This is a genomic window from Rhizomicrobium sp. (genome assembly GCA_037200385.1).
Taxonomy (GTDB): domain Bacteria; phylum Pseudomonadota; class Alphaproteobacteria; order Micropepsales; family Micropepsaceae; genus Rhizomicrobium.
The window spans coordinates 121,935-141,540 of sequence record JBBCGL010000001.1 but is presented as its reverse complement, the minus strand read 5'-3'; the positions used below and the strand labels follow the sequence as shown (position 1 = coordinate 141,540).

Below are 19,606 nucleotides of genomic sequence, written 5' to 3'. Positions count from 1 at the left end.
GAAATCATCTCCCGCTGCGCGGGGAGGTGAACACAGCTAAATCGCTTCCAGCCACTGCACCGAGAATAGATTCATCTCGTCCGTCCACACCCGGCGCGGGACATAGCCGGCTTCGGCCGCGACCGCGCGGAAGCCGTTCAAGGTGTATTTGTGCGAGTCCTCGGTATGGATCGCTTCGCCCTCGGCAAAGGTGATCGACTCGTTGCAGATGCGCACGGTCTGGCGCCTGGCGCTGATCAGGTACATCTCGATGCGCTGGGCCAGCGGATTGTAGCTCGCGTGATGCCAGAAGGCGTCCGGATCGAAATCGGCGCCCGCTTCGCGGTTGGCGCGCAGCAGCAGGTTCCTGTTGAACGCCGCGGTCACGCCTTCCGCGTCGTTATAGGCGGCATGGAGGATCGCCGGGTCCTTCACCAGGTCGACGCCGATCAGCAGGCCGCCGCCGTTCAGCGTCTGCCGCGCATGGCGCAGGAAGCTCACTGCATCGGGGCGGGTGAAATTGCCGATCGTCGAGCCGGGGAAGAAGCCGACGCGGCGCATCGCGCCGACGCCGAGCGGACCCAGCGCCATCGGCCGGGTGAAATCGCCGATCACCGGCTTCACCTTGAGGCCGGGATAATCGGCTTCCAGCGCCGAAGCCACCTCCAGCAGGTAATCGCCGGAGATGTCGATCGGCAGATAGGAGCGCGGGCTGCGCAGGGCATCGAGCAGCAGGCGCACCTTGCGCAGCGCGCCGGCGCCGAACTCCACCAGCTCCGCATTCGGCCCCATCAGGAACGCCACCTCGGCGATATGCGTCTCGAGGATCGAAAGCTCCGTGCGCGTCGGATAGTATTCCGGCAGGCGCGTGATGCGCTCGAACAGCTCGGAACCGGCGGCGTCGTAGAAGAACTTGGCGGGGATGCTTTTCGGATGGCGCGTCAGGCCATCGAGCAGCGCGTCGGCGAACGCGTTCTCCGAATGGCGGGCGCGGACGGCAAGGGCGACGGGACTCATAGATCACCTGCGAGACGGATGCCGCTGAACTGCCAGCGGGCAGACGGCGGGAAGAAGTTGCGATAGGTGGCGCGGATATGGCCCGGCGGCGTCGCGACCGAACCGCCACGCAGCACGACCTGGCCGCTCATGAACTTGCCGTTGTATTCGACGACATCGCCGTCGAACGGCCGGTAGCCCGGATAGGGGTCGTAGGAGGAGCGCGTCCACTCCCAAACCTTGCCCTGCTCTCCCAGACGCGGCGCCATGGCTTCCCACTCGAATTCGGTCGGCAGACGGGCGCCGGCCCAGGCGGCATAGGCCGCCGCTTCGTAGAAGCTCACATGGGAAACCGGCGCATGCTCTTCAAGCGGCCCGGCCCCGCAAAGCGTGAAGCTGCGCCAGCCGCCGCGTTCGCCGAGCCAATAGAGCGGTGCGTTGAGTTGTTCGCGCTGGACCATGGCCCAGCCGTCGGACAGCCAGAATTCGGGACGCCGATAGCCGCCGTCCCGGATGAATTGGAGGAATTCGCCGTTGCTGACCGGCCGCGCCGCGATGCGAAAGGGTCGCAGCAGCACGTCATGCCGCTGGCCTTCATTGTCGAAAGCGAAGCCGCCACCCGCATGCCCGATGCCCACGATCCCGCCGGGGTGATCCCGCCATGCGAGCGGCGTTGCCGCCGCGTCCGGCGCCGTCCGCTCCGCCGCATAGGCCGGGAGCAGCGGATTGGAGAAGAAGGCATGCTGGATGTCGGTCAGGATCAGCTCCTGATGCTGCTGTTCGTGATGCAGGCCGAGCGTCACCAGCGGCGCGACCTCCGACGCCCGCTCCTCGATCAGCCGCGCCATCGCCTCATCGACATGCAGGCGGTACTCGACGATGTCTTCGACCGGCGGGCGACTGAGCAGGCCGCGCTGCGACCGCGGATGGCGCGGCCCAAGCCCCTCGTAATAGGAATTATAGAGATAGGCATAGGCCGGATCGAACGGGCGATAATCCTTCGCGAACTTGCCGAGCACGACCGTTTCGAAGAACCAAGTCGTGTGCGCCAGATGCCACTTGGTCGGGCTGGCATCAGGCATCGACTGGATGTTCTGGTCCTCGACGCCGAGCGGCGCGGCCAGCGCCTCGGTATGGCGGCGCACGGCCGCGTAGTCGGCCAACAGCAACGCTGCCGCGTCCGCCGCTTGCGCGGCGGGGATAATCGCCTCTCTGGGCATAGGGTTTTACCTTCGGCTGCCTAAGCTCAACGGCAACCGTAGCAGGAAGTTCCCCCAAATGTGGCAGCTACCTGGCAGCCGCCAGCATCACGGGCCTGCCGCTATAGAGCGCCGGCAGGACCCGCTTCAGGGCGTCGATCTTCGGCATATCGTTGATCCGGATGTAGGGGTAATCGGGGTTGTGGATCAGGAAGTCCTGGTGATAGCCCTCGGCCCAATAGAAGCCCTTGAGCGGCTCGATCCGGGTGACGATGGGGCCGTCATAGACATGTGCGGCGCCGAGCTGGGCGACATAGGCGCGGGCGATCTTCTCCTGCAGCGGCGAGGCGAAGAATATCTCGGAGCGATAGCTCGTGCCGCTGTCCGGGCCCTGGCGGTTCAGTTCCGTCGGGTCGTGCGCCACCGCGAAATAGACCCGGAGGATCTCGCCATAGGACACCAGGCGCGGGTCGAAGGTGATCTCGACGGATTCGGCATGGCCGGTGGTCTCGCTGCCGACGAGCTCGTAGATCGCGGTTTCCCTGGCGCCGCCGGAATAGCCGGCCACGACCCTGGTCACGCCCTTCACATGCTCGAACACGCCCTGCAAGCCCCAGAAGCAGCCGCCGGCGAGGACCGCCGTCTCGCTCGCAGGCGCGCCGGCCTTGGGCTGGTCGACCGCAGCGACGGGAATCGGCTTGTCGATGGCGTCGCCGCAGGCGGCGGACAATCCGCAAAGCGCGGCGGCCAGGACGAAATTGCGAAGCGGACGCAGCATGGTGGTCTCCATCCATCCTCCCCGCAAGGAGGGTATCGGACGTCATTCGTCTCGGACGGCTTTACGGTTACACCGTCGTCGCAGATCACCAGCGCAGCATCAGCCGGCCCAGCAAGGCGCCGATCAGGCCGACGGCGGCGATGCCGAGCGTGTACCAGATGACGACGAAGGGCGCCGCGCTCTCATTGCAGTGAAAGGCGTAGATGGCGGTTCCGGCGGCGCCGGCGACGATCCCCGCCACCGTGCCCGCCAGGGTCAGCCGCGTCGGCGCCAGCGCCCGCAAGCTCCAGAACAATCCCAGGAAGATCGGAGCCGAGAGAACGACGATGTTGCGGGCACAGACCTGGGACGAGTGGCCCATCATCAGCGCCATGCGCTCAGCCGCCGACGCGCCCGCCAACTGATAGAGCGCCAGCGCGATCATCACGCCGAGCGGCGCGAGGATGAGTGGTCCGAACACCCCGCCCTCCCCGTCCGGCCGCGCCAGGCGGTCGATCAGGCCGAAGCCGAGCACCGCGACGCTCGCGGCGTAGACGAATTTCATCCAGAACGGTCCGGAGGCCAGCGCGTGCATCAGATCCGTGCGCACGCCGAGCCACAGCACCAGAAGCGCCGCGGAGATCGCCACGCCTGTGCCCAATCCGAGCGCGAGATGGCGGCCGACGGCGCGGCGCGGCATCGGATCCACATCGGCGGAGAGCGCGGCGATCAGATCGTCGGTCCTCATTCGCCCTCCTCCAGGCTCGACCCAAGCGCTTTGAGGCCGCGATGCACGCCGACCTTGACGGCCGATTCCGAGATGCCGTGGCGTGCCGCCGCTTCCGCCGTCGAGAGACCTTCGATCCTGGTGTCGCGGATCAGGCGGCGGGTCTTCTCCGGCAGGCGGCTCAGCAGGCGCTCGACGTCGAGCTGCGCTTCGGCGGCCTCGGACTCCTGCGAGCCGAACAGGATGTCGGGATCGTCCAGCGGATCCTCAGCCCGGCGCCGGTTGCGGCGATAGAAGTCGATCAGCTTGTAGCGCGCGATCGCATGCACCCAGGCGGTGAAGGGACGGGACGGATCGTAGGTGGCGCGGCGGGTATGCATGGCGATCAACGTTTCCTGGAGCAGGTCCTCCGCCTCCGCCGCGCTGCCCAGGCGCCGCCGGTAATAGGCGCGCAAATGCATTTGCAGCTTGCGCAGCAACTCGGCATAGGCCGCGCCGTCGCCGGCCAGCGACCGGACCATCAGCGCTTTCAGTTCCGCTTCCGCTTCGACCAAGCCGCCGCCTTCGAGATCACATTCGTGGGAGCCGGGACAAAGGTTACATCGCGGGCGGACTTTCGCCAAATCGCCGCAGCGCGTTTCGCAGCCGACCTTTGATCTGCGTCAACCCCGCTTGCCGCGGGGCGGCGATATTCGCCGGCGTCTTTTCTTTCGGTGCGCCATGGACAACGCGACGAAGGCTGCGGTCCTCGAGATCCTCGGAACCGTGCCGGACATGACCATCGCGACGATGCGCGAAGACGGTTATCCGCAGGCAACCACGGTCAGCTTCGTCAATGACGGCCTGACGATCTATTTCGGAACCGGGGCGCAGTCGCAGAAGGCCCACAATATCGGCCGGAACGACAAAGTGTCCCTCACCGTCAACTGCACGTACCGTTCATGGGAGGAGATCAAAGGCCTGTCGCTGGCCGGAACCGCGCGGCAGGTCACCGATGCGAGCGAGGCACAGCATGTGGGACAGTTGATGTTCGCGAAATTTCCCCAGATCGGCCGCTTCGTATCGACCGATGCCGGCGACCTCACGCTTTTTCGCGTCACGCCATCGGTCGTCTATCTGCTCGACTATTCCAAGGGGTTCGGCCACACCGAGCGCTTCGTCGTCTGATCGCGCGTGCCGAGCCGCCGTCGCGCGCGCCGCGCTCCATCCGTTAGTCCAGCGTTATGAGCGCGTCGGCGGCGATCGCGGCTCCGGCCGCGACGCGGATCGGGTTGATTTCGGCGCTGGAGATTTCCGGGAGTTCGAGCGCGATGTCGCCCAGCGCCACTGCGAGCCTGGCCAATTCCTGAACCTCTGCCGGCGTCAGGCCGCGTGTCCCGCCCAGCAGACGCCCGCCCAGCAGGCCCTGCAGCGCCACGACGACCGCGTCGCCGTCGAATGGCGCGCGCAGCAAGGCCGCGCTGCCCAGAATCTCGACCAGGACGCCGCCAAGCCCGATCGCGACGATGGGGCCGAACACCGGATCGCGTTTCATGCCGCAGAGCATTTCCAGACGCGCCGGAACCATCGCCTGTACCAGCGCGCCTTCTATGCGCGCCTGGGGCGCGAGCTTGCGCACATCGTCCATCATGCCCGCATAGGCATCGCGCATCGCATCCGGACCCTGAATGGCCAGGCGCACGCCGCCGACGTCGGATTTGTGCGGCAGGTCGTAGGACATGATCTTGAGCACGACCTTGCCGCCGATCTCCTCCGCCGCGCGGACTGCCTCCTCCACGCCGCGCACGAAAGTCTCGCGCGGCGCAACAACGCCGTAGAGCGACAGCAGCGTCTTCGCGGTGCTCTCCAGCAGACATGATCGGCCCTCGCCTTCGGCGACGATCGCACGGGCCGCCGCCGCGCGCTTTGGATCCGGTTTCCAGTCCGCCGTCGCGATGGGACGCCTCGACCGCTGCGAAAAATCCGCCAGCGCGGCCAGCGCATGCGCCGCGCGACGAGGATCGGTAAAGGTCGGAACCCCCGCGGCGAGGAGATCGGCGCCGAGCAGCGTGGAGGTGATCGCCACCGGCTTGTCGGTGCCGCGGAAGAAATCGATATACATCTGCTGACCATTCGGATTGCCGATGATGACCGGCGCCAGCATGTCGCCACCCTTGCTGTCGGCCACCGCCTTGAGAACGGCCGGCATCGTGGCCGGGTTGGCGAGCGCCTGCGCCGTGACGTCGACGGGATTCGCCACCGAACCGTAAAAGGGCTTGGGCATGCGCTCGAGCAGCGCTTCTTGGTCCTCCCTCGGCAGAACCGGAACGGCAAGGCCTTCCAACGCGCAGGCGTCCGTCAGCATCACGCCCGCGCCGCCCGAACCCGTGATGATGCTCACGCGGTTTCCCCGCGCCCGCCTTCCGCCTTGGAAGATCAAGCCGAGATCCAGCATCTCCTCCAGCGAGGAGACCGAGAACACGCCGTATTGGCGGCAGACCGCGTCGAACGCCTGTGCGGAGCCGACGAGCGACGCGGTATGCGCCTGCGCGGCGCGCGCCGCCTCGTTGGAACGGCCCGCCTTCAGGATGACGACGGGCTTGTCGAGCTCGGCGGCGCGTTGCGCGAACGCCATGAACCTGTCCGGATCGCGCAGCGTCTCGCTGAAAGCGAGCAATGTGCGCACTTCGGGTGCTTCGACCAGCGTGCGCAGCACCGTCGCGATGTTCACGTCCGCCTCGTTGCCCGTGCTGACGAACCAGCCGACATTGAGCCCGGCGGTCAGCGCCTTGCGCACCATGTAGCCGCCGAAGCCGCCGCTCTGCGACACCAGCGCGACGGGACCGGGCGGCGGGATGGAATCGCCCGGATCCAGGACGAAATTGGCCATCACGTCGCGGTGCGAATTCATGAAGCCGATGCAGTTCGGGCCGATCACGCGAAGACCGGTCCGGCGCGCGATGGCGGCGATCTCGTCCTGCAGCTTGGCGCCCGCCTCGCCGACCTCGGCGAAACCCGAGGTGATGACGACCGCGCCGCCGACATTCTTCGCCGCACAGGATTCCAGGATCGGCGCGACGCCTTCCGCGGGGATGACGACCATCACCAGATCGACATCGGCCGGCATGGCATCGACGCTGGGATAGGCTTTCAGGTTCTGGACCGTGGGGCTGCGCGGGTTGATCGGCAGGACCTCGCCCTTGAACGAGCGGGCGATGTTCGACGTCACGTAGCCGCCGATGCTGGGCATGCGGTCCGTCGCGCCCACGATGGCGATCGAGCGCGGGTTGAGCATGCGCAGCAGGCGGTCATCCGCCTGCGCGTCTAAGGAAATCATGGTCATGTCAGCGTCCGGTGAATGTGCCAGGGCGTTTCTGCTGGAAGGCGGCGATGGCTTCTTTGTGGTCGTCGCTGATGAAGCAGGCGCCTTCGAGAAGCAGGCCCGTGTCGAGCACCAGGTTGATGCGCTCGCGGATGATCTTGTTCAGCGTGGCCTTGGTCCCCTTCACCGCCATGGGCGCCAGCCGGGCGAGCTTGGCCGCATGGGCATGCGCTTCATCGGCCAGCCTGTCGGCGGGGACGGATTTCAGCGCGAGGCCGAGGCGGACGGCCTCCGTGCCGCTGATGCGCTCGCCCGTCATCAGGTACCATTTGGCGGCGCCGAAGGTCATCATCAGCGGCCACAGGACGGCGCCGCCGTCGCCGGGCACCACGCCGATGTTCACGTGGGTATCGGCGATCTGCGCGTCGTCAGCCATGATGAGCACGTCGCAAAGCAGCGCGATCGTCGCGCCCAGTCCCATCGCATAGCCCTGAACGGCGGCGACGATAGGCACCTCCACCGCGAGGAATTCGTCGACGAGCTTGGCGGCGGTCAGCGTTTCGCGCACCCGCTCCGCATGATTGGGTCCTTCGCCGGCGGCTTTGGAGCCTTCCATCGTGCCGACGTCGCCGCCGGCACAGAAAGCCCTGCCCTCTCCGCGCAGGACGATGGCGCGGACGTCGCGATCCTTCGCCGCCAACGCGAGGATCTGCGTCAAGTCGCCGTGGATGTCGCCGTTCACCGCATTGAGCTGCCCCGGACGATTGAACGTCATGGTCAGGACGTGCCCGTCGAGCTTCGCGAGGACGTATTGGAAGGCGTCGTAACCGGTCATCGTCGTTTCCTCAGCCCCAGCGCGCATGGACAAGATCGTGGGCATGGCTGTTGATGCCGCCGGCCTCCTGGCGGAGCGTCTGCAGACGCATGGTCCACAGATGGAGATCGTATTCACGCGTGAAGCCGATCGCGCCGGTGAGCTGATGCATTTCGTAGAACAGGCGATACGCGGTTTCCTCCGCCGCGATGGCCGCGCTCGCCGCGAGCTCGTCCGGCGCGCGGTGATAGGCGGCCTCACGCGCCGCCCACTGCACCGCGTCGGTCGAGACGTGGCAGTCGACGAGCCGATGCTGAATCGCCTGGTAGGATGCGATGGGCCGGTCGAACTGCACCCGGTCCTTGAGGTAGCGGATGGTCAGATCGAGCGCCGCGCGGCCGATGCCGGCCACCTCGGCGGCGATGGCGACCCGCCACCAGTTGCGCGCCGTGCGACCGGAACCGGCGGCAAGCGCCGTTCCCTTTGCCGATGCGATGCGCGCCATGGGATAGCCGAACTTGGAGTCCACCGGCTCCGCGACGAAGTCGCCCTTGCGGACGGCTTGCGCATCGTCCCCGTCGAGAAGGATCAGAAGGTCGGCCTCGGCAGCGTAGCGCACCGGACCCTTCCTGCCCTTCTCGCCGACCGCGACCACCAGCGGCGGGATGTCGGACATGGCGGCGGGGGCGATGAGTGCACGCTGTCCGATCGGCGCCAGCGCCGCAGCCGTCGACGCCCATTCGGTGACGAGCGCCGCCGCGAGCGGCCCGGTCTCCGCATCATCGAACAGATCGAGAAAACCGGCGCTCTGCATCTCTTCGAGCAGCGGCCGGTCGAAGCCGCCCTCCGCACGGAGGAGGCGCGCCCGCGAGGGGCCCGCTTTCCTGGCGAACAGCCGCGTGCAGGAATCTTCGATCGCGCGCTGCGTCTCGTTCAGTTCCATGTCCATGGTCAGGCTCCCACGCCGCCGACGATGTCGCGCGCAATGAGGTTCAGCTGCATCTCCAGCGTGCCGGTGGCGACGCCGGCCGTGACCGCGTGACCGAACTGCTTCGCGGCCACGCTTCCCTCCGCCATGCCGGCGAGGCCCTCGATGTGAAGTTCCGCCTCGTAGACGGCGCGCTCCGCGCGGATCGTGGCGACGCGATAGACATAGGCCGTGAGGTCGGGGTAGCGGCCCTTCGCGCGCTCGTCGATGACGCGGTAGACGAGCACCCGCGCCGCTTCGCAGGCCGCCCGCGCCCGGCCCAGGGCTTCGAGCACGGTGGGATCGTCGAACAGCCCCTCCGCCTTCGCGATCTTGGCGGCCCGTTCGAGGCTGCGCGCAGCGCGGCGATAGCGGGCGACGCCGACACGCTCGTTCACCAGCAGCTTGCGGATGATCGGCCAGCCGCCGTTCTCCGGCCCGAGCATCCACGACGCGGGCGCGCGCACGTTTTCGAAGGTGCATTGGTTGAACGCGCCGTCGAAGAAGAGCGAGGGGATATTGCGGATGGTCAGGCCCGGCGCATCGGTCGGCACCAGGAAGATCGAGATGCCGCGATGCTTGTGCGCCTCACCATCGGTGCGCGCCAGCAGAAAGCAGAAATCGGCCACGCCGGCATAGGAGGTCCAGATCTTCTCGCCGTTGATGACGTAGTCCTTGCCGTCCCAGATGGCGCGCGTCCGCAGCGAGGCCAGGTCGGACCCGGCGCCGGGCTCCGAAAAGCCCTGGCACCACATGACGTCGCCGCGGCTGATGCGCTTGAGGTGGTATTCCTTCTGCTCGTCCGTGCCGGCGAGGATGAGCGCGGGCCCGACCCAGTTCACGCACATGTATTGCCCGAAGCGCGGTTCGCCATGCGCCACCATCTCCTCGCTGAGGATCAGCGACTGCCAGGGCGACTGGTCGAGGCCGCCATACGCCTTCGGCCATGCCGGCGTGAGCCAGCCGCGCTCGGCGAGCTTCACCGCGAACGTCTTGGAGAACTCCTTCGCATCATGCTCCGGCATGTCGAAGGCATCGAAGCCCTCCGGCAGCTCGGAACTCAGAAAGTCCTTCAATGCCGAACGAAATTCCGTTTCGTCCTTCGACCAGTCGAATTCCATGTCATTCCTCCCGGCCGCGGCTAGCGCGGCATTCCCAGAACCTGGTTCGCCAGGATGTTCTTCTGAATTTCGCTCGTGCCGCCGAAGATGCTGATGGTCCGCGAGCGGATGTAGGAATTGAACGTCCCGGTGGCGCGGCCATTGAAGGCGTCCGCGCCCATGACTTCGAGCTCCAGATGATTGATGTATTGCTGCGCCTCGGTGAGCAGCAGCCGCGCGACGGAGCCTTCCGGACCCGGCATCCGCCCGGCGCTGCGCTGCGAAAGCTGCTCGACCACGTTGAGGCGCAGCGCTTCGCCGTGCACATAGGCGCGCGCCAGCGCCTTGCGGACTTCCGGCTGGCCGGCGACGCCGCGCGCCTTGGCGAGATCCTCGATCTTACGCAGCGCCGTGTCGTAGGTCGCGATCATCCCGATGTCGGCCGGGCCGCGCTCGAAAGACAGAACGGTCATGGCGATGCGCCAGCCGGCGCCCGGATCGCCCACACGCTGGTCGGCCGGTATCTTCACCTCGTCGAGAAAGACCTCGCAGGTTTCCGGGGCGCCGTCCGAAATCCGGATCGGACGGACGTCGATGCCGGGCGCCCGGATCGAGGTGAGCAGGCAGGTGATGCCCTTGTGCTTGGGCACGTCGCGGTCGGTGCGGACGAGGAGCAGGCACCAATCGGCATTGAGCGCGCCGCTGGTCCACATCTTCTGCCCGTTGACGACATAGGTGTCGCCCCGCAGTTCCGCGAAGGTGCGCAGCGACGCGAGGTCGGAGCCGGCATTCGGCTCGCTGAAGCCCTGGCACCATTGCACCTCGCCGCTCAGCATCGTCGGCAGGAAGCGCCTTTTCTGTTCTTCGGTGCCGAATGCGAAGATCGCGCGACCGAGATAGTTGTGGAACGAGATGCGCGGCGTATCCGCCTTGCCGAGCTCGTCGTTCAGGATGGCCTCGAACGTGGGACCGAGATTGCGGCCGCCATACTCCTCGGGCCAGGAGAGGCCGATAAAGCCGGCTTCATAGAGCTTGCGGTGCCAAGCCCGGGTGATGCGGCCGGCCGCCTTCTCGTCGGACGCCTCTTCCTGCCAGTTCCGGGGCGCGTTTTCGGCGAGCCAATCATGGACCCGCTTCCGGAAAGCCGCTTCCTGCTCGTTTTCGCGGTAGTCCATCATGCGGCTCCCAGACGGGCATCGGCGATGCACAGGAGTTGGTGGGATTCGTCGCCGAAGAGCTTGCGGTCGAACATCACGCGGCGGTTCATCAGCGGCGCGATGTGCTCCCATGTCTGACCGATCCCGCCGAAGGCCTGCATGACGGTTTCGGCAACGGACCGCGCCGCGCCCGCGCAATGCGCCTTCGCCGTGCGCGCCGCGAGCAGGCTTTCGGAGGGCGGAAGCGCATCGACGGTCCAGGCCGCGTAGCGCGTCATGCTGGACGCCGCTTCGACCTTGACCAGCATTTCGGCGCACATGTGCTGCACGGCCTGGAACGAGCCCACCGGGACGCCGTATTGAATGCGCGTCTTGGAGTATTCGACGACCTGCCGAAGGCCCGAACGCAGGACGCCGACGATGTCGGCGCAGGTCAGCGTCAGGGCGAGCGCCAGCCACCGGTCCAGCGCCTCCGCGGTGACGGCAGACCCCAGCAGCTCGGCCTCCGGCCTCTTCTTGTCGGTCGCCGGACCGACGCAGACACGCGTGAAGTCGGGCGTCTGGAGTTCCGAGAACACGCCTGCGATTGCATAGCGGCAGAGCCGTGCGCCACCTCGGCCGCGGCTGAGACCGAGCGCGTAACCAGCGGCGTCGGCATCGAAACCGACGGCGCCGTTGAAGGATTCAGCATCCGCGAGCTGGGTCAAGTCGCGGGTGAGCAGCAACGCATAGCGCGCGCTGCCCGCCGCGATCGCGTCGATCTCGGCGTCCACACCCGCAAGCGCGAGCAGTTCTTCGGCGAGGATCGTTCCGATGAAGGATGGCGGCGTCAACGCACCCGCCAGCGCCTCGGCCACCAGCATCACCTCGACGCCCGATACGAAAGGCTGCGCACCGTCGCGTGCGCGCAAGCCGAGCAGGCCGGCATCGGCGACGGCCTGCCAGCTCTGCGCCCTGTCTATCGTGGCGAGGTCGGCGGGATTGCGGACCGCGTAACGCTGCGCCAACCGCTCCGCCGTCGTGCGGAGCATCTCCTGTTCTTCGCTCAGTACCGCATGCATCGGAGAGAAAACCGCCTGATAAGCCGAATGGGTGAATTAGTGTACTATATAAATGCCGGATGCGAAAAGCCAAACGATCGCGCGACACCGAAAAAAAGGGCGGCCGAATCGCCGGCCGCCCCGTGCAAGGTTCGCCAGTTCAATAGCTCTGGCGGATCCTCAGGCCGAACATCCTCGGCTCGCCGACAAAGCCCGCATAGCCATCGCTGATGAGCGGCGCGATGAATGCGAATTGCAGGTAGTTCTTGTCGAGCAGATTGGTGGAGAACGCTTCGATCGCGAGCCCATTCGGGCTTTCCACGCCGGCACGGAGATTCACCAGGCCGTAGCCGGGCTGATACAACGCCGTGTCGAGCGCCTGGTTGAAGTAGGCGCCGCTGCGGTAGGTGTATTCCGCCAGCGTCGTCCCATGCCAACTCGTGGAACCGAGCGGATAACGATAGCCGATCGATCCCGTGAAGGTGAAGTGCGGTGCCTGCGGCAAGGTCTTTCCGCTCAGATCGCATTGCGCGGCCGGATTGCCGACTTGGCACGCGCCGTTCGCGAAGCTGGTGTAATGGTCGTCGTCATAGGCGGCCGCGCCATGCAGCGTCAGGCCGTCCGCCGGAACGGCCGTCACCTCCAGCTCGAAGCCCTGGCTCAGGAAGCCCTTGGCGTTGGTCGTCGAGAACTGCGTTCCGTTGAAGGCGAGCGCCTGGAAGTTGCTGAAGAGCGTGTGGAAAGCCGTGGCGTCGATGACGAGACGGTCGTCCAGCAAGGTGGACTTCACGCCGACCTCATAGTCCTGGTTGGTCTCCGGCTTGAAGACCAGGCCGTCGAGATTCGACCGCAAGGTCAGGTCGACGCCGCCCGGCTTGAAGCCTCGCGCGACCGACGCGAAGACCATCGTCTCGGGCGTGATCTGATATTGCAGCGTTCCGGTATAGGTGAACGCGCTGTCGCGCGGGCTGACATCCGCGCTCAGCGTATGCGGCGCCGTGAGCGGATCGGCGGGGTTGGGGAAGAAGACGAAGTTGTTCGACGACTCCGCCATGACCGCGTGCTGGTTCTCCATCGTGTAGCGTGCGCCGAACGCGGCGGTGAACTGATCGGTGAAGTGATATGCGACGCGGCCGAACACGGCCTTCGACGTGTCCTGGAACGTGTCGTTGATGAAGGAATCGCCATTGGTTCCCGGGAATTCCAGGAAGGGCGAATCGAACTTGATGTTCTCGTAGTCCTTGTGGTTGGCGCTCATGTAATACAGGCCGAGAACGTATTCGAACGGGTCGCCGGCCTTCGACGCGAGGCGCAGCTCCTGTGAGAACTGGTTGTGCGACTGGTCGACCAGGAAGTCGTCCATGATCGCCAGCGGGCTGTCGTCCGGATCGTTCAGGGCGCTGACGGTCTCGTGCCGGAAGGCGGTCACCGACGTGATCGTGGCCCAGCCGGCGTCCCAATTGACCTCGGCGGACACGCCGCCGCCATCCGTCTTGTTGTTGTTCGGCGAGCCGTCGACGGTCGTCCGGCTGTAAGGAAAGCCCGGCGGCGCGAAGCTCGTCGCCGGCACGCCCAGAAGATTGGCGCCGGGGTCGAGATGGACGATGACGTTCGAGCAGCATTGCGAGTTCTCATGCGCGTAGTCCGCGATGAGAAGGACATTCAGGTTGCCGCTTTCATATTCGAGCTTTCCGCGCGTGCCCCACCGGTTCTGATCGTCGACATGCTCGTGCAATGTCGAGTTGTAGGTCAACCCACCGTGATAATCGGAGAAACCGGCGAGGCTGAAGCCGAGTTCGCCGTCGACGATCGGCCCCGTGACCGTGCCGCGAAGCTCGCGGGTATCGTAGTTTCCGACGACGCCTTCGAGATAGCCACCGAAATTCTCGAGGTCCGGCCGGCGCGTGACGACGTTGATGAGGCCCGCGTCCACCGCGTTGCCGAACAGCGTGCCTTGCGGTCCGCGCAGGATTTCGATGTGGTCCACGTCCAGGAGGTCGGTGAACGCCATGTTGATGCGCGAGAGGAATACGCCGTCGAGGAACACGCCGACCGAGGATTCCTTGCCGGGATCCTGGCTGGAGGTGACGCCGCGCAGGCCGACGCGCGCCGCGCGCGCATCGCCGTTCTCGTCCGTCAGGAGGCTCGGCGAGTATTGCGCGAGATCCTTGAAATCGGTCAGGCCGGATGCGTCGATGCTCTTTCCGGAAATCGCGGTGATTGCGACAGGCACCCTTTGCACGTCCTCGGCGCGCTTCTGGGCCGTCACGACGACGGTTTCGACCACGCCGTCATTCGAGGATTGCGCCCGTGACGCCGTCGCCGTAGCGACAAGGAGCGCGCCCGTGAGCGCCGTCGTCGCAAGCAGCATTCTGCAGTTCAGATGAGCCATTGTCTTAATTCCTCCCCTGCCGCCGGATTGTTGCCCCGGTCGGCGTGTCTTCATATATGCCAAATATTATACTATATGGCAATCGGCGGTGAGCGGAATTCGTGCGGCGTGACATTCTCGTAACGAGCCGCGAGGGTGCCCGTTGCCGCAAACAAAAAAATCGGCGCATGAGGGATGAAACGAATGGGTGCTTTCAAGATGGCTGAAAAGACGAGCGCGGCGCGCGCCTGGTATGCGGTGGTCCTGCTCGGCGCGCTGTACATCGTCGCGTTCATCGACCGCATGATCCTGGGTCTTCTGGTCGAGCCCTTGAAGGCGGACCTCCATGTCAGCGACACGCAGATCAGCCTGCTCATCGGATTCAATTTCGCGATATTCTATTCGATCGTCGGCGTTCCGCTGGGCTGGATGTCCGATCGCGCGAACCGCCGCAATCTCATCCTGATAAGCACGCTGCTCTGGACGGCCTGCACCTTCTTCTCCGGCCTGTCGACGGCGTTCTGGCTGCTATGCGCGCTGCGGCTGGGCGTGGCGGTGGGCGAAGCGGCGCTCAGCCCCAGCGCGATGTCGCTGATCGGCGATCTGTTTCCTCGCGAGAGCAGAGCCGGGCCGACGACGCTCTATATGTGCTTCGGCGCATTCGGCGCGACGGCGGCCTATCTTTTCGGCGGCATCGTCGTCCGCATGCTCGAGCATTTTCCGCTCGTCCTGCCCGGTCACGGCGTGCTGTCGCCCTGGCGCGTGGTGCTTTTCGCCGTCGCCTCGCCCGCCCTGGTGCTGACCGCACTTCTGTACTTTACGATGCGCGAGCCGCAGCGCGTTCAGGCCGTGCATGAGCCGGCGGAGCCGACGCTCTTCCTCGCCTGGACCGCGCCGCGCTGGCGCCCGCTGGTCTATCTCTTCATCGCGGGCGCGACCGCCCAGGCCATCACCATCGGCCTGAGCGCCTGGGCACCGACCTATCTGGTGCGGCGATTCGGATGGGATGTCGGCGACGCGGGGATATTCCTCGGCCTCTCGACCATGATCGGCGGACTGACCGGCATGGCGTTCTCGCCGTCGCTCACGGAACGCTGGACGCGCTCGGGCCGCGCCGATGCCTTGCCGCTCGTCCTGTTGGGCGGCGCCTGCGTTGGAATGGCGGGCGCGCTGGGCGCGGTGCTTGCACCCAATGCCGGTTTGTTCGTGTTTTTCTATGCTTTATCGGCGTTCGGCGTCATGGGCACGGGCTTGCTCCTGATGGTGGCGATCCAGCTCGTCGCCTTGCCGCGCATGCGCGGAGAACTCATGGCCGTATGCCTCGTGCTCAACTCGCTGCTGGCCATGGGATGCGGGCCTTTCATCGTCACGCTGTTCGCCAAATGGCTGGGCCATGGGGCGCTGCAGCCCGGCTTCGCGGCCGTCGCATTGATCTGCGGACCGATCGCCATCGCGCTCATCCTGGCGGGACGCGCCGGCTATGTCGTCCTGCTGCGCGAGGCCGACGGCGTCGCGCAAACCCGGCCGGTCGAGCCGGTTCAGAACACCAGCGTGCCGCCGCCGTCGATCACCAGCGTGACACCGTTGACATAGGACGCCGCCGGGCTGAGCAGGAAGACGATGGCGCGCGCGACATCCAGCGCCTCGCCCAGCCGACCGAGAGGGCAGCGCTCGACCATCAGCCGGCCATAGGCGCCGCCCGTCAGATCGGCGACGCGCGGCGTTGCGATGACGCCGGGTGCGACCGCATTGGCGCGGAAGCGGCCCGCGGCGAACACCGCCTGGTAGCGGGTGAGGCCGGCGATCGCCGCCTTGCCGGCACCGTACCAGCCATTGCCGATCTTGCCGCGCGCGCGCTCGCGCACGATAGCCGGCGGCGGACCGCCGGAGATCGTCCCAGCGACCGACGCGACATTCACGACGCTGGCACCGGCGGGCAGTCCGCTCGCTTCCCAGGCGGCCGTCACCGCCTCCACGCTGCCCGCCGTCTTCGCCATCCCTTCCTCGATGGAGTAAGGCGCGGAGCTCGGCGGCCCGGCATTGTTCACGAGATGCGCGATCTCGCCGTATTCTTCCTTCAGCGTCGCGAACATCGCCTCGACATCCGCGCGGTTTCCCGTGTCGAGCACGCGGCCCGAGAAGTTCGGGCCGAAATCGAGCGTCGCAAGGCCGGCAGCATTGATATCCAGCCCGACGACGCGCAGACCCTGGGCCAGCAACTGCGCGGCCGTCTCTCGCCCGATGCCGCTGGCGACACCCGTGACGACCGCAACGGTGCCTTTGGCAAATCCGAGAAAGTCGGTCTGCTCGAGATGTGGATTGGCCATGAGGTCGTTCTTCCCCGATATCATCAAAGAGAATATTTATTATACTATATATCGCGGCGTCAACGCGGGCGCGCCGATGCGGAGATTTCCCGGCCGACAATTTGCGACTCCCCGGCCAAAACACTCTACGTTACAGACTTGTGCGCGAATCCGGGGAGACCGCAGTGAAATCCGTCAAGAAGACACGCGCCAAGGCGAAACGTCCGTCCGAGCCTGCCGCACGCTCGTCGATCAATGTGCCGAAGACCGCCGAACTGATCGCCGAAACGCTGCGGCGACGCATCGTCCAGGGCGAATTGACCGAAGGCGACGCACTTCCCGCCGAGGCCGCGCTGATGAAGGAGTTCGGCGTCTCGCGCGCGTCGCTGCGCGAGGCGCTGCGCATCCTGGAAGCGGAGTCCCTGCTCGAAGTCCGGCGCGGCGCGGGCGGCGGCCCCCGGATCCGATTGCCCCGCGACGAGACGGTCGCGCGCTTCGTCGGCATGCTCCTGCAGCTTCGCGGCGCGACCTTGCGCGAGATGTTCAACGCCCGGCTCATCATCGAGCCGCCCCTGATCAATCAACTCGCGAAGATCCGTACCGCCGACGACGTGCACGCCCTGCGGCGGCATGTCGAGGCGGAGCGGGCGATCCTGGGCGACTTCAAGGCGTTCGGCTATGCGGCCGCGGAGTTCCACCGGCTGCTCATCCGGCGGTCCGGCAATGTGGTGATGTCGCTGATCGTCGGGATGCTCGACGAGCTCTATCTGCTGCATCTCAAGCGCTTCATCGCGCGCGCGCGCGCCGACCAGCTGGCGCTCAACACGTCGTCTTTCGCGATCCACAAGCAGATCGTGGACATGATCGAGGCCCGCGACGGCGACGCCGCCGAAGTCACCTGGCGCTATCACATGCAGCAGGCGCGCAAGATCATCCTGCACGAACTGGGCGAGGAAACGCCGCTCTCGCTCTACTGAGCGGCAGGCGGCTCAGAACATCAGCGCAACCTGCACGTCGCGCTTGCCCGTAAAAGGCTCGCGTCCGTGCATGGTGTAGATGTTGTCCAGGATCATCACGTCGCCATGTTCGTAGGGGATGTTCACGGCGAGGTTGTCGAGGATTTCGTACAACGGCACGACAAGGTCTTCCGGTATCGCGCCGCCGTCGCCGTACAGGATTTCCACCGGCCATGGCCGGCCGGGCGGGAACGCCGCCTTCAGCATGTCGTAGTGGTGGGCCAGGCGCGTTTCGTTGGCGTGCATGCCCTGCACCTGCGCGAACCACACCTCGTCGCCGGTGAGGGGATGCCGCGCGAAGCCCGGCGAGCGATAGAGCAGCGACAGGCTGCCGTCGCTTTCCCATTGCGGCGTGCAGCCTACGGCCTCGCAGGCCTCCTCCGCGCCCTCGCGCGTCTCCACATGCAGGACCTCCTTCCAGGGACGATGGAAGAGATTGAGCACCGGCGTCGCCTCGTCGTAATCGCCGCGATAATTGCGCCGGTAGAGCACACCACGCTCGCGCACCGAATCGAGCAGCGTCGCGGGAATCGCCTTCTGATACCGGCGCGCGTCGCCGATCGTGGTTGCGCCGCCCGTCTCCGACGGAATATGGCAGTAGAACGCCACGCCTTTGGGATATTTCGGCAGATATCCCATCTCCTGATGCAGGATGATCTTGTCGGGTGCAGGCACTTTCGAGGTCTCGAACACCTTGCCCGAGATCTTTTCACGCGGCGCGAGCCCTGCGGCATAGCCGTTCGGATCGGTCGGATAGCTGTCGATGAACGCGTTGAATGCCTCGGTATCGGGAACCGCAAAGCCACGCAGCATCACGCCGCCATATTCCGGCAACAAGCTTTCTATGCGCTCGCGGTTGGCGACGAACCAGTCCAGAGCCGCCTTCGGATCGTCGGCCAGCGCCGTGGAGGCCGGCTCGATCATCAAAGGCAGGCCGTTTTCGTCATAGAGGCGGGTGGTGATCGCGCCGGACAGGATAGGGGCGGATCCCGGCTTGTGGCTGGCGGACATTGCTCTTTCCTCCATGCGCCGGCTTGTTGACGGGCCGGCTACACGCATAATCCTTACACTATTTAATGGCCGAGGCAATGCCGGCGTCAAAGCCGATAGTCGGCGCCTGCGCGCGCCAGCCGACGCAGCATGGCCGGCCAGATGTAGTTGTCGGCCACGTTGCGTCCGTCGGACCTGCCTTGCTCCGTCGCGACGCCTTGAACGGCCGCGGGCGGGGTGATGACCTCCGCGCCGCCGGCGAGTGCGGCGACCTGCATCGCACAGGCGCGTTCGAGGTGATACATGCGCGAAAAAGCCTCCGCGACCGAGCGGCCGACGGTGAGCGTGCCGTGGCTGCGCAGGATCATGTAGTGCTTGTCGGCCAGATCGGCCACGAGACGCGGGCGCTCGTCGTGATTGAACGCGACGCCCTCGTAGTCGTGATAGGCGATCTGGCTGTTGATCAGCATTGCCTCCTGATGGATGGGCAGAAGACCGTGTTTCTGGCAGGACACGCCGGTGCCGGCGATCGTGTGCAGGTGGATGACGCATTGCGCGTCCTCGCGCGAGGCATGCACCGCGGAGTGGATCGTGAAGCCCGCCGAATTGATGCGATATTCCGTCGGCTCCAGAATGTTTCCGTCGAGGTCCACCTTCACCAGCGACGATGCGGTGATCTCGTCGAAAGTCAGGCCGAACGGGTTGAGCAGGAAATGGTGCTCCGGGCCGGGAATGCGGACGGAGATGTGGGTGAACAGCAGATCGTCCCAGCCCAGCATCGCAACAAGACGATAGCAGGCCGCAAGATCGCGCCGCAGTTCCAGCTCGGCCTCGTCGCGGAGCGGAAGCCTCGAAATCTGCTGCGTCGTCATGGTATCCTCCTGGC

The 19,606-nt window shown here is 65.9% G+C and carries 18 protein-coding genes; 3 read left to right on the top strand and 15 right to left on the bottom strand.

Annotation, left to right across the window (positions count from 1 at the left end; genetic code table 11):
- Positions 1-36: 36 nt before the first annotated feature.
- The 5 genes from egtD to WDM91_00465 all read right to left on the bottom strand — a co-directional run bounded on the left by egtD (position 37) and on the right by WDM91_00465 (position 4,212).
- Positions 37-996, bottom strand: a complete 960-nt coding sequence (gene egtD, locus WDM91_00485) for an L-histidine N(alpha)-methyltransferase (GenBank protein MEI9993040.1) — start codon at positions 994-996, stop codon at positions 37-39.
- Positions 993-2,195, bottom strand: a complete 1,203-nt coding sequence (egtB, locus tag WDM91_00480; GenBank protein ID MEI9993039.1) for an ergothioneine biosynthesis protein EgtB — start codon at positions 2,193-2,195, stop codon at positions 993-995. The genes egtD and egtB overlap by 4 nt, the downstream gene beginning before the upstream one ends.
- A 67-nt stretch (positions 2,196-2,262) precedes the next feature.
- Positions 2,263-2,952, bottom strand: a complete 690-nt coding sequence (gene msrA / locus WDM91_00475) for a peptide-methionine (S)-S-oxide reductase MsrA (protein ID MEI9993038.1) — start codon at positions 2,950-2,952, stop codon at positions 2,263-2,265.
- A gap of 85 nt (positions 2,953-3,037) precedes the next feature.
- Positions 3,038-3,679, bottom strand: coding sequence for a DUF1109 domain-containing protein (locus WDM91_00470; GenBank protein MEI9993037.1), 642 nt, complete (start codon positions 3,677-3,679; stop codon positions 3,038-3,040).
- A complete protein-coding gene (locus tag WDM91_00465; protein ID MEI9993036.1) occupies positions 3,676-4,212 on the bottom strand; it encodes a sigma-70 family RNA polymerase sigma factor in 537 nt (178 codons plus the stop codon). The genes WDM91_00470 and WDM91_00465 overlap by 4 nt, the downstream gene beginning before the upstream one ends.
- A gap of 166 nt (positions 4,213-4,378) precedes the next feature.
- On the opposite strand from WDM91_00465, the gene WDM91_00460 reads away from it, so the two are divergent.
- Complete coding sequence (locus tag WDM91_00460; protein ID MEI9993035.1) at positions 4,379-4,825, top strand: pyridoxamine 5'-phosphate oxidase family protein; 447 nt, start codon at positions 4,379-4,381, stop codon at positions 4,823-4,825.
- Between the two features lie 43 nt (positions 4,826-4,868).
- Here WDM91_00460 and WDM91_00455 read toward each other — a convergent pair whose 3' ends face one another.
- The 7 genes from WDM91_00455 to WDM91_00425 all read right to left on the bottom strand — a co-directional run bounded on the left by WDM91_00455 (position 4,869) and on the right by WDM91_00425 (position 14,429).
- Complete coding sequence (locus WDM91_00455; GenBank protein MEI9993034.1) at positions 4,869-6,980, bottom strand: acetate--CoA ligase family protein; 2,112 nt, start codon at positions 6,978-6,980, stop codon at positions 4,869-4,871.
- Between the two features lies 1 nt (position 6,981).
- Positions 6,982-7,794, bottom strand: coding sequence for an enoyl-CoA hydratase-related protein (locus WDM91_00450; GenBank protein MEI9993033.1), 813 nt, complete (start codon positions 7,792-7,794; stop codon positions 6,982-6,984).
- Positions 7,795-7,804: 10 nt separating this feature from the next.
- A complete protein-coding gene (locus tag WDM91_00445) occupies positions 7,805-8,722 on the bottom strand; it encodes an acyl-CoA dehydrogenase family protein (protein ID MEI9993032.1) in 918 nt (305 codons plus the stop codon).
- Positions 8,723-8,724: 2 nt separating this feature from the next.
- Positions 8,725-9,861 (bottom strand): acyl-CoA dehydrogenase family protein, encoded by a 1,137-nt coding sequence (locus tag WDM91_00440; protein MEI9993031.1) that lies wholly within the window; start codon positions 9,859-9,861, stop codon positions 8,725-8,727.
- A 20-nt stretch (positions 9,862-9,881) separates the two neighbouring features.
- Positions 9,882-11,015: an acyl-CoA dehydrogenase family protein gene (locus WDM91_00435; GenBank protein ID MEI9993030.1), complete on the bottom strand. Its 1,134-nt coding sequence runs from the start codon at positions 11,013-11,015 to the stop codon at positions 9,882-9,884.
- On the bottom strand, positions 11,015-12,028 hold the full coding sequence (locus WDM91_00430; GenBank protein MEI9993029.1) for an acyl-CoA dehydrogenase: 1,014 nt from the start codon (positions 12,026-12,028) through the stop codon (positions 11,015-11,017). The genes WDM91_00435 and WDM91_00430 overlap by 1 nt, the downstream gene beginning before the upstream one ends.
- Positions 12,029-12,197: 169 nt before the next feature.
- Positions 12,198-14,429 (bottom strand): TonB-dependent receptor, encoded by a 2,232-nt coding sequence (locus tag WDM91_00425; protein ID MEI9993028.1) that lies wholly within the window; start codon positions 14,427-14,429, stop codon positions 12,198-12,200.
- Between the two features lie 198 nt (positions 14,430-14,627).
- Between WDM91_00425 and WDM91_00420 the strand changes: the two genes are divergently transcribed.
- A complete protein-coding gene (locus WDM91_00420; GenBank protein ID MEI9993027.1) occupies positions 14,628-16,001 on the top strand; it encodes an MFS transporter in 1,374 nt (457 codons plus the stop codon).
- On the opposite strand, the gene WDM91_00415 is transcribed toward WDM91_00420, so the two are convergent.
- Positions 15,947-16,735, bottom strand: coding sequence for an SDR family oxidoreductase (locus tag WDM91_00415; GenBank protein ID MEI9993026.1), 789 nt, complete (start codon positions 16,733-16,735; stop codon positions 15,947-15,949). The two genes, WDM91_00420 and WDM91_00415, sit on opposite strands and share 55 nt — an antisense overlap.
- 164 nt (positions 16,736-16,899) lie before the next feature.
- Here WDM91_00415 and WDM91_00410 point away from each other — a divergent pair, with 164 nt between their 5' ends.
- On the top strand, positions 16,900-17,691 hold the full coding sequence (locus WDM91_00410) for a GntR family transcriptional regulator (GenBank protein MEI9993025.1): 792 nt from the start codon (positions 16,900-16,902) through the stop codon (positions 17,689-17,691).
- Positions 17,692-17,703: 12 nt separating this feature from the next.
- Here the strand turns inward: WDM91_00410 and WDM91_00405 are convergent, their stop codons facing one another.
- Positions 17,704-18,741 carry a TauD/TfdA family dioxygenase gene (locus tag WDM91_00405; protein ID MEI9993024.1) on the bottom strand — a complete coding sequence of 346 codons (1,038 nt, stop codon included), beginning with the start codon at positions 18,739-18,741 and terminating at the stop codon, positions 17,704-17,706.
- 86 nt (positions 18,742-18,827) lie between these two features.
- Entirely contained in the window at positions 18,828-19,592 is a 765-nt protein-coding gene (locus WDM91_00400; GenBank protein ID MEI9993023.1) for a class II aldolase/adducin family protein, read from the bottom strand.
- Positions 19,593-19,606: the final 14 nt, after the last annotated feature.

Coding starts and splice junctions, on each gene's coding strand:
- WDM91_00445 (MEI9993032.1), bottom strand. CDS start 8,722: ATGGACATGGAACTGAACGAGACGCAGCGCGCGATCGAAGATTCCTGC.
- egtD (MEI9993040.1), bottom strand. CDS start 996: ATGAGTCCCGTCGCCCTTGCCGTCCGCGCCCGCCATTCGGAGAACGCG.
- WDM91_00455 (MEI9993034.1), bottom strand. CDS start 6,980: ATGACCATGATTTCCTTAGACGCGCAGGCGGATGACCGCCTGCTGCGC.
- WDM91_00470 (MEI9993037.1), bottom strand. CDS start 3,679: ATGAGGACCGACGATCTGATCGCCGCGCTCTCCGCCGATGTGGATCCG.
- msrA (MEI9993038.1), bottom strand. CDS start 2,952: ATGCTGCGTCCGCTTCGCAATTTCGTCCTGGCCGCCGCGCTTTGCGGA.
- WDM91_00405 (MEI9993024.1), bottom strand. CDS start 18,741: ATGTCCGCCAGCCACAAGCCGGGATCCGCCCCTATCCTGTCCGGCGCG.
- WDM91_00435 (MEI9993030.1), bottom strand. CDS start 11,015: ATGGACTACCGCGAAAACGAGCAGGAAGCGGCTTTCCGGAAGCGGGTC.
- WDM91_00420 (MEI9993027.1), top strand. CDS start 14,628: ATGGCTGAAAAGACGAGCGCGGCGCGCGCCTGGTATGCGGTGGTCCTG.
- WDM91_00440 (MEI9993031.1), bottom strand. CDS start 9,861: ATGGAATTCGACTGGTCGAAGGACGAAACGGAATTTCGTTCGGCATTG.
- egtB (MEI9993039.1), bottom strand. CDS start 2,195: ATGCCCAGAGAGGCGATTATCCCCGCCGCGCAAGCGGCGGACGCGGCA.
- WDM91_00425 (MEI9993028.1), bottom strand. CDS start 14,429: ATGGCTCATCTGAACTGCAGAATGCTGCTTGCGACGACGGCGCTCACG.
- WDM91_00400 (MEI9993023.1), bottom strand. CDS start 19,592: ATGACGACGCAGCAGATTTCGAGGCTTCCGCTCCGCGACGAGGCCGAG.
- WDM91_00460 (MEI9993035.1), top strand. CDS start 4,379: ATGGACAACGCGACGAAGGCTGCGGTCCTCGAGATCCTCGGAACCGTG.
- WDM91_00415 (MEI9993026.1), bottom strand. CDS start 16,735: ATGGCCAATCCACATCTCGAGCAGACCGACTTTCTCGGATTTGCCAAA.
- WDM91_00430 (MEI9993029.1), bottom strand. CDS start 12,028: ATGCTCCGCACGACGGCGGAGCGGTTGGCGCAGCGTTACGCGGTCCGC.
- WDM91_00450 (MEI9993033.1), bottom strand. CDS start 7,794: ATGACCGGTTACGACGCCTTCCAATACGTCCTCGCGAAGCTCGACGGG.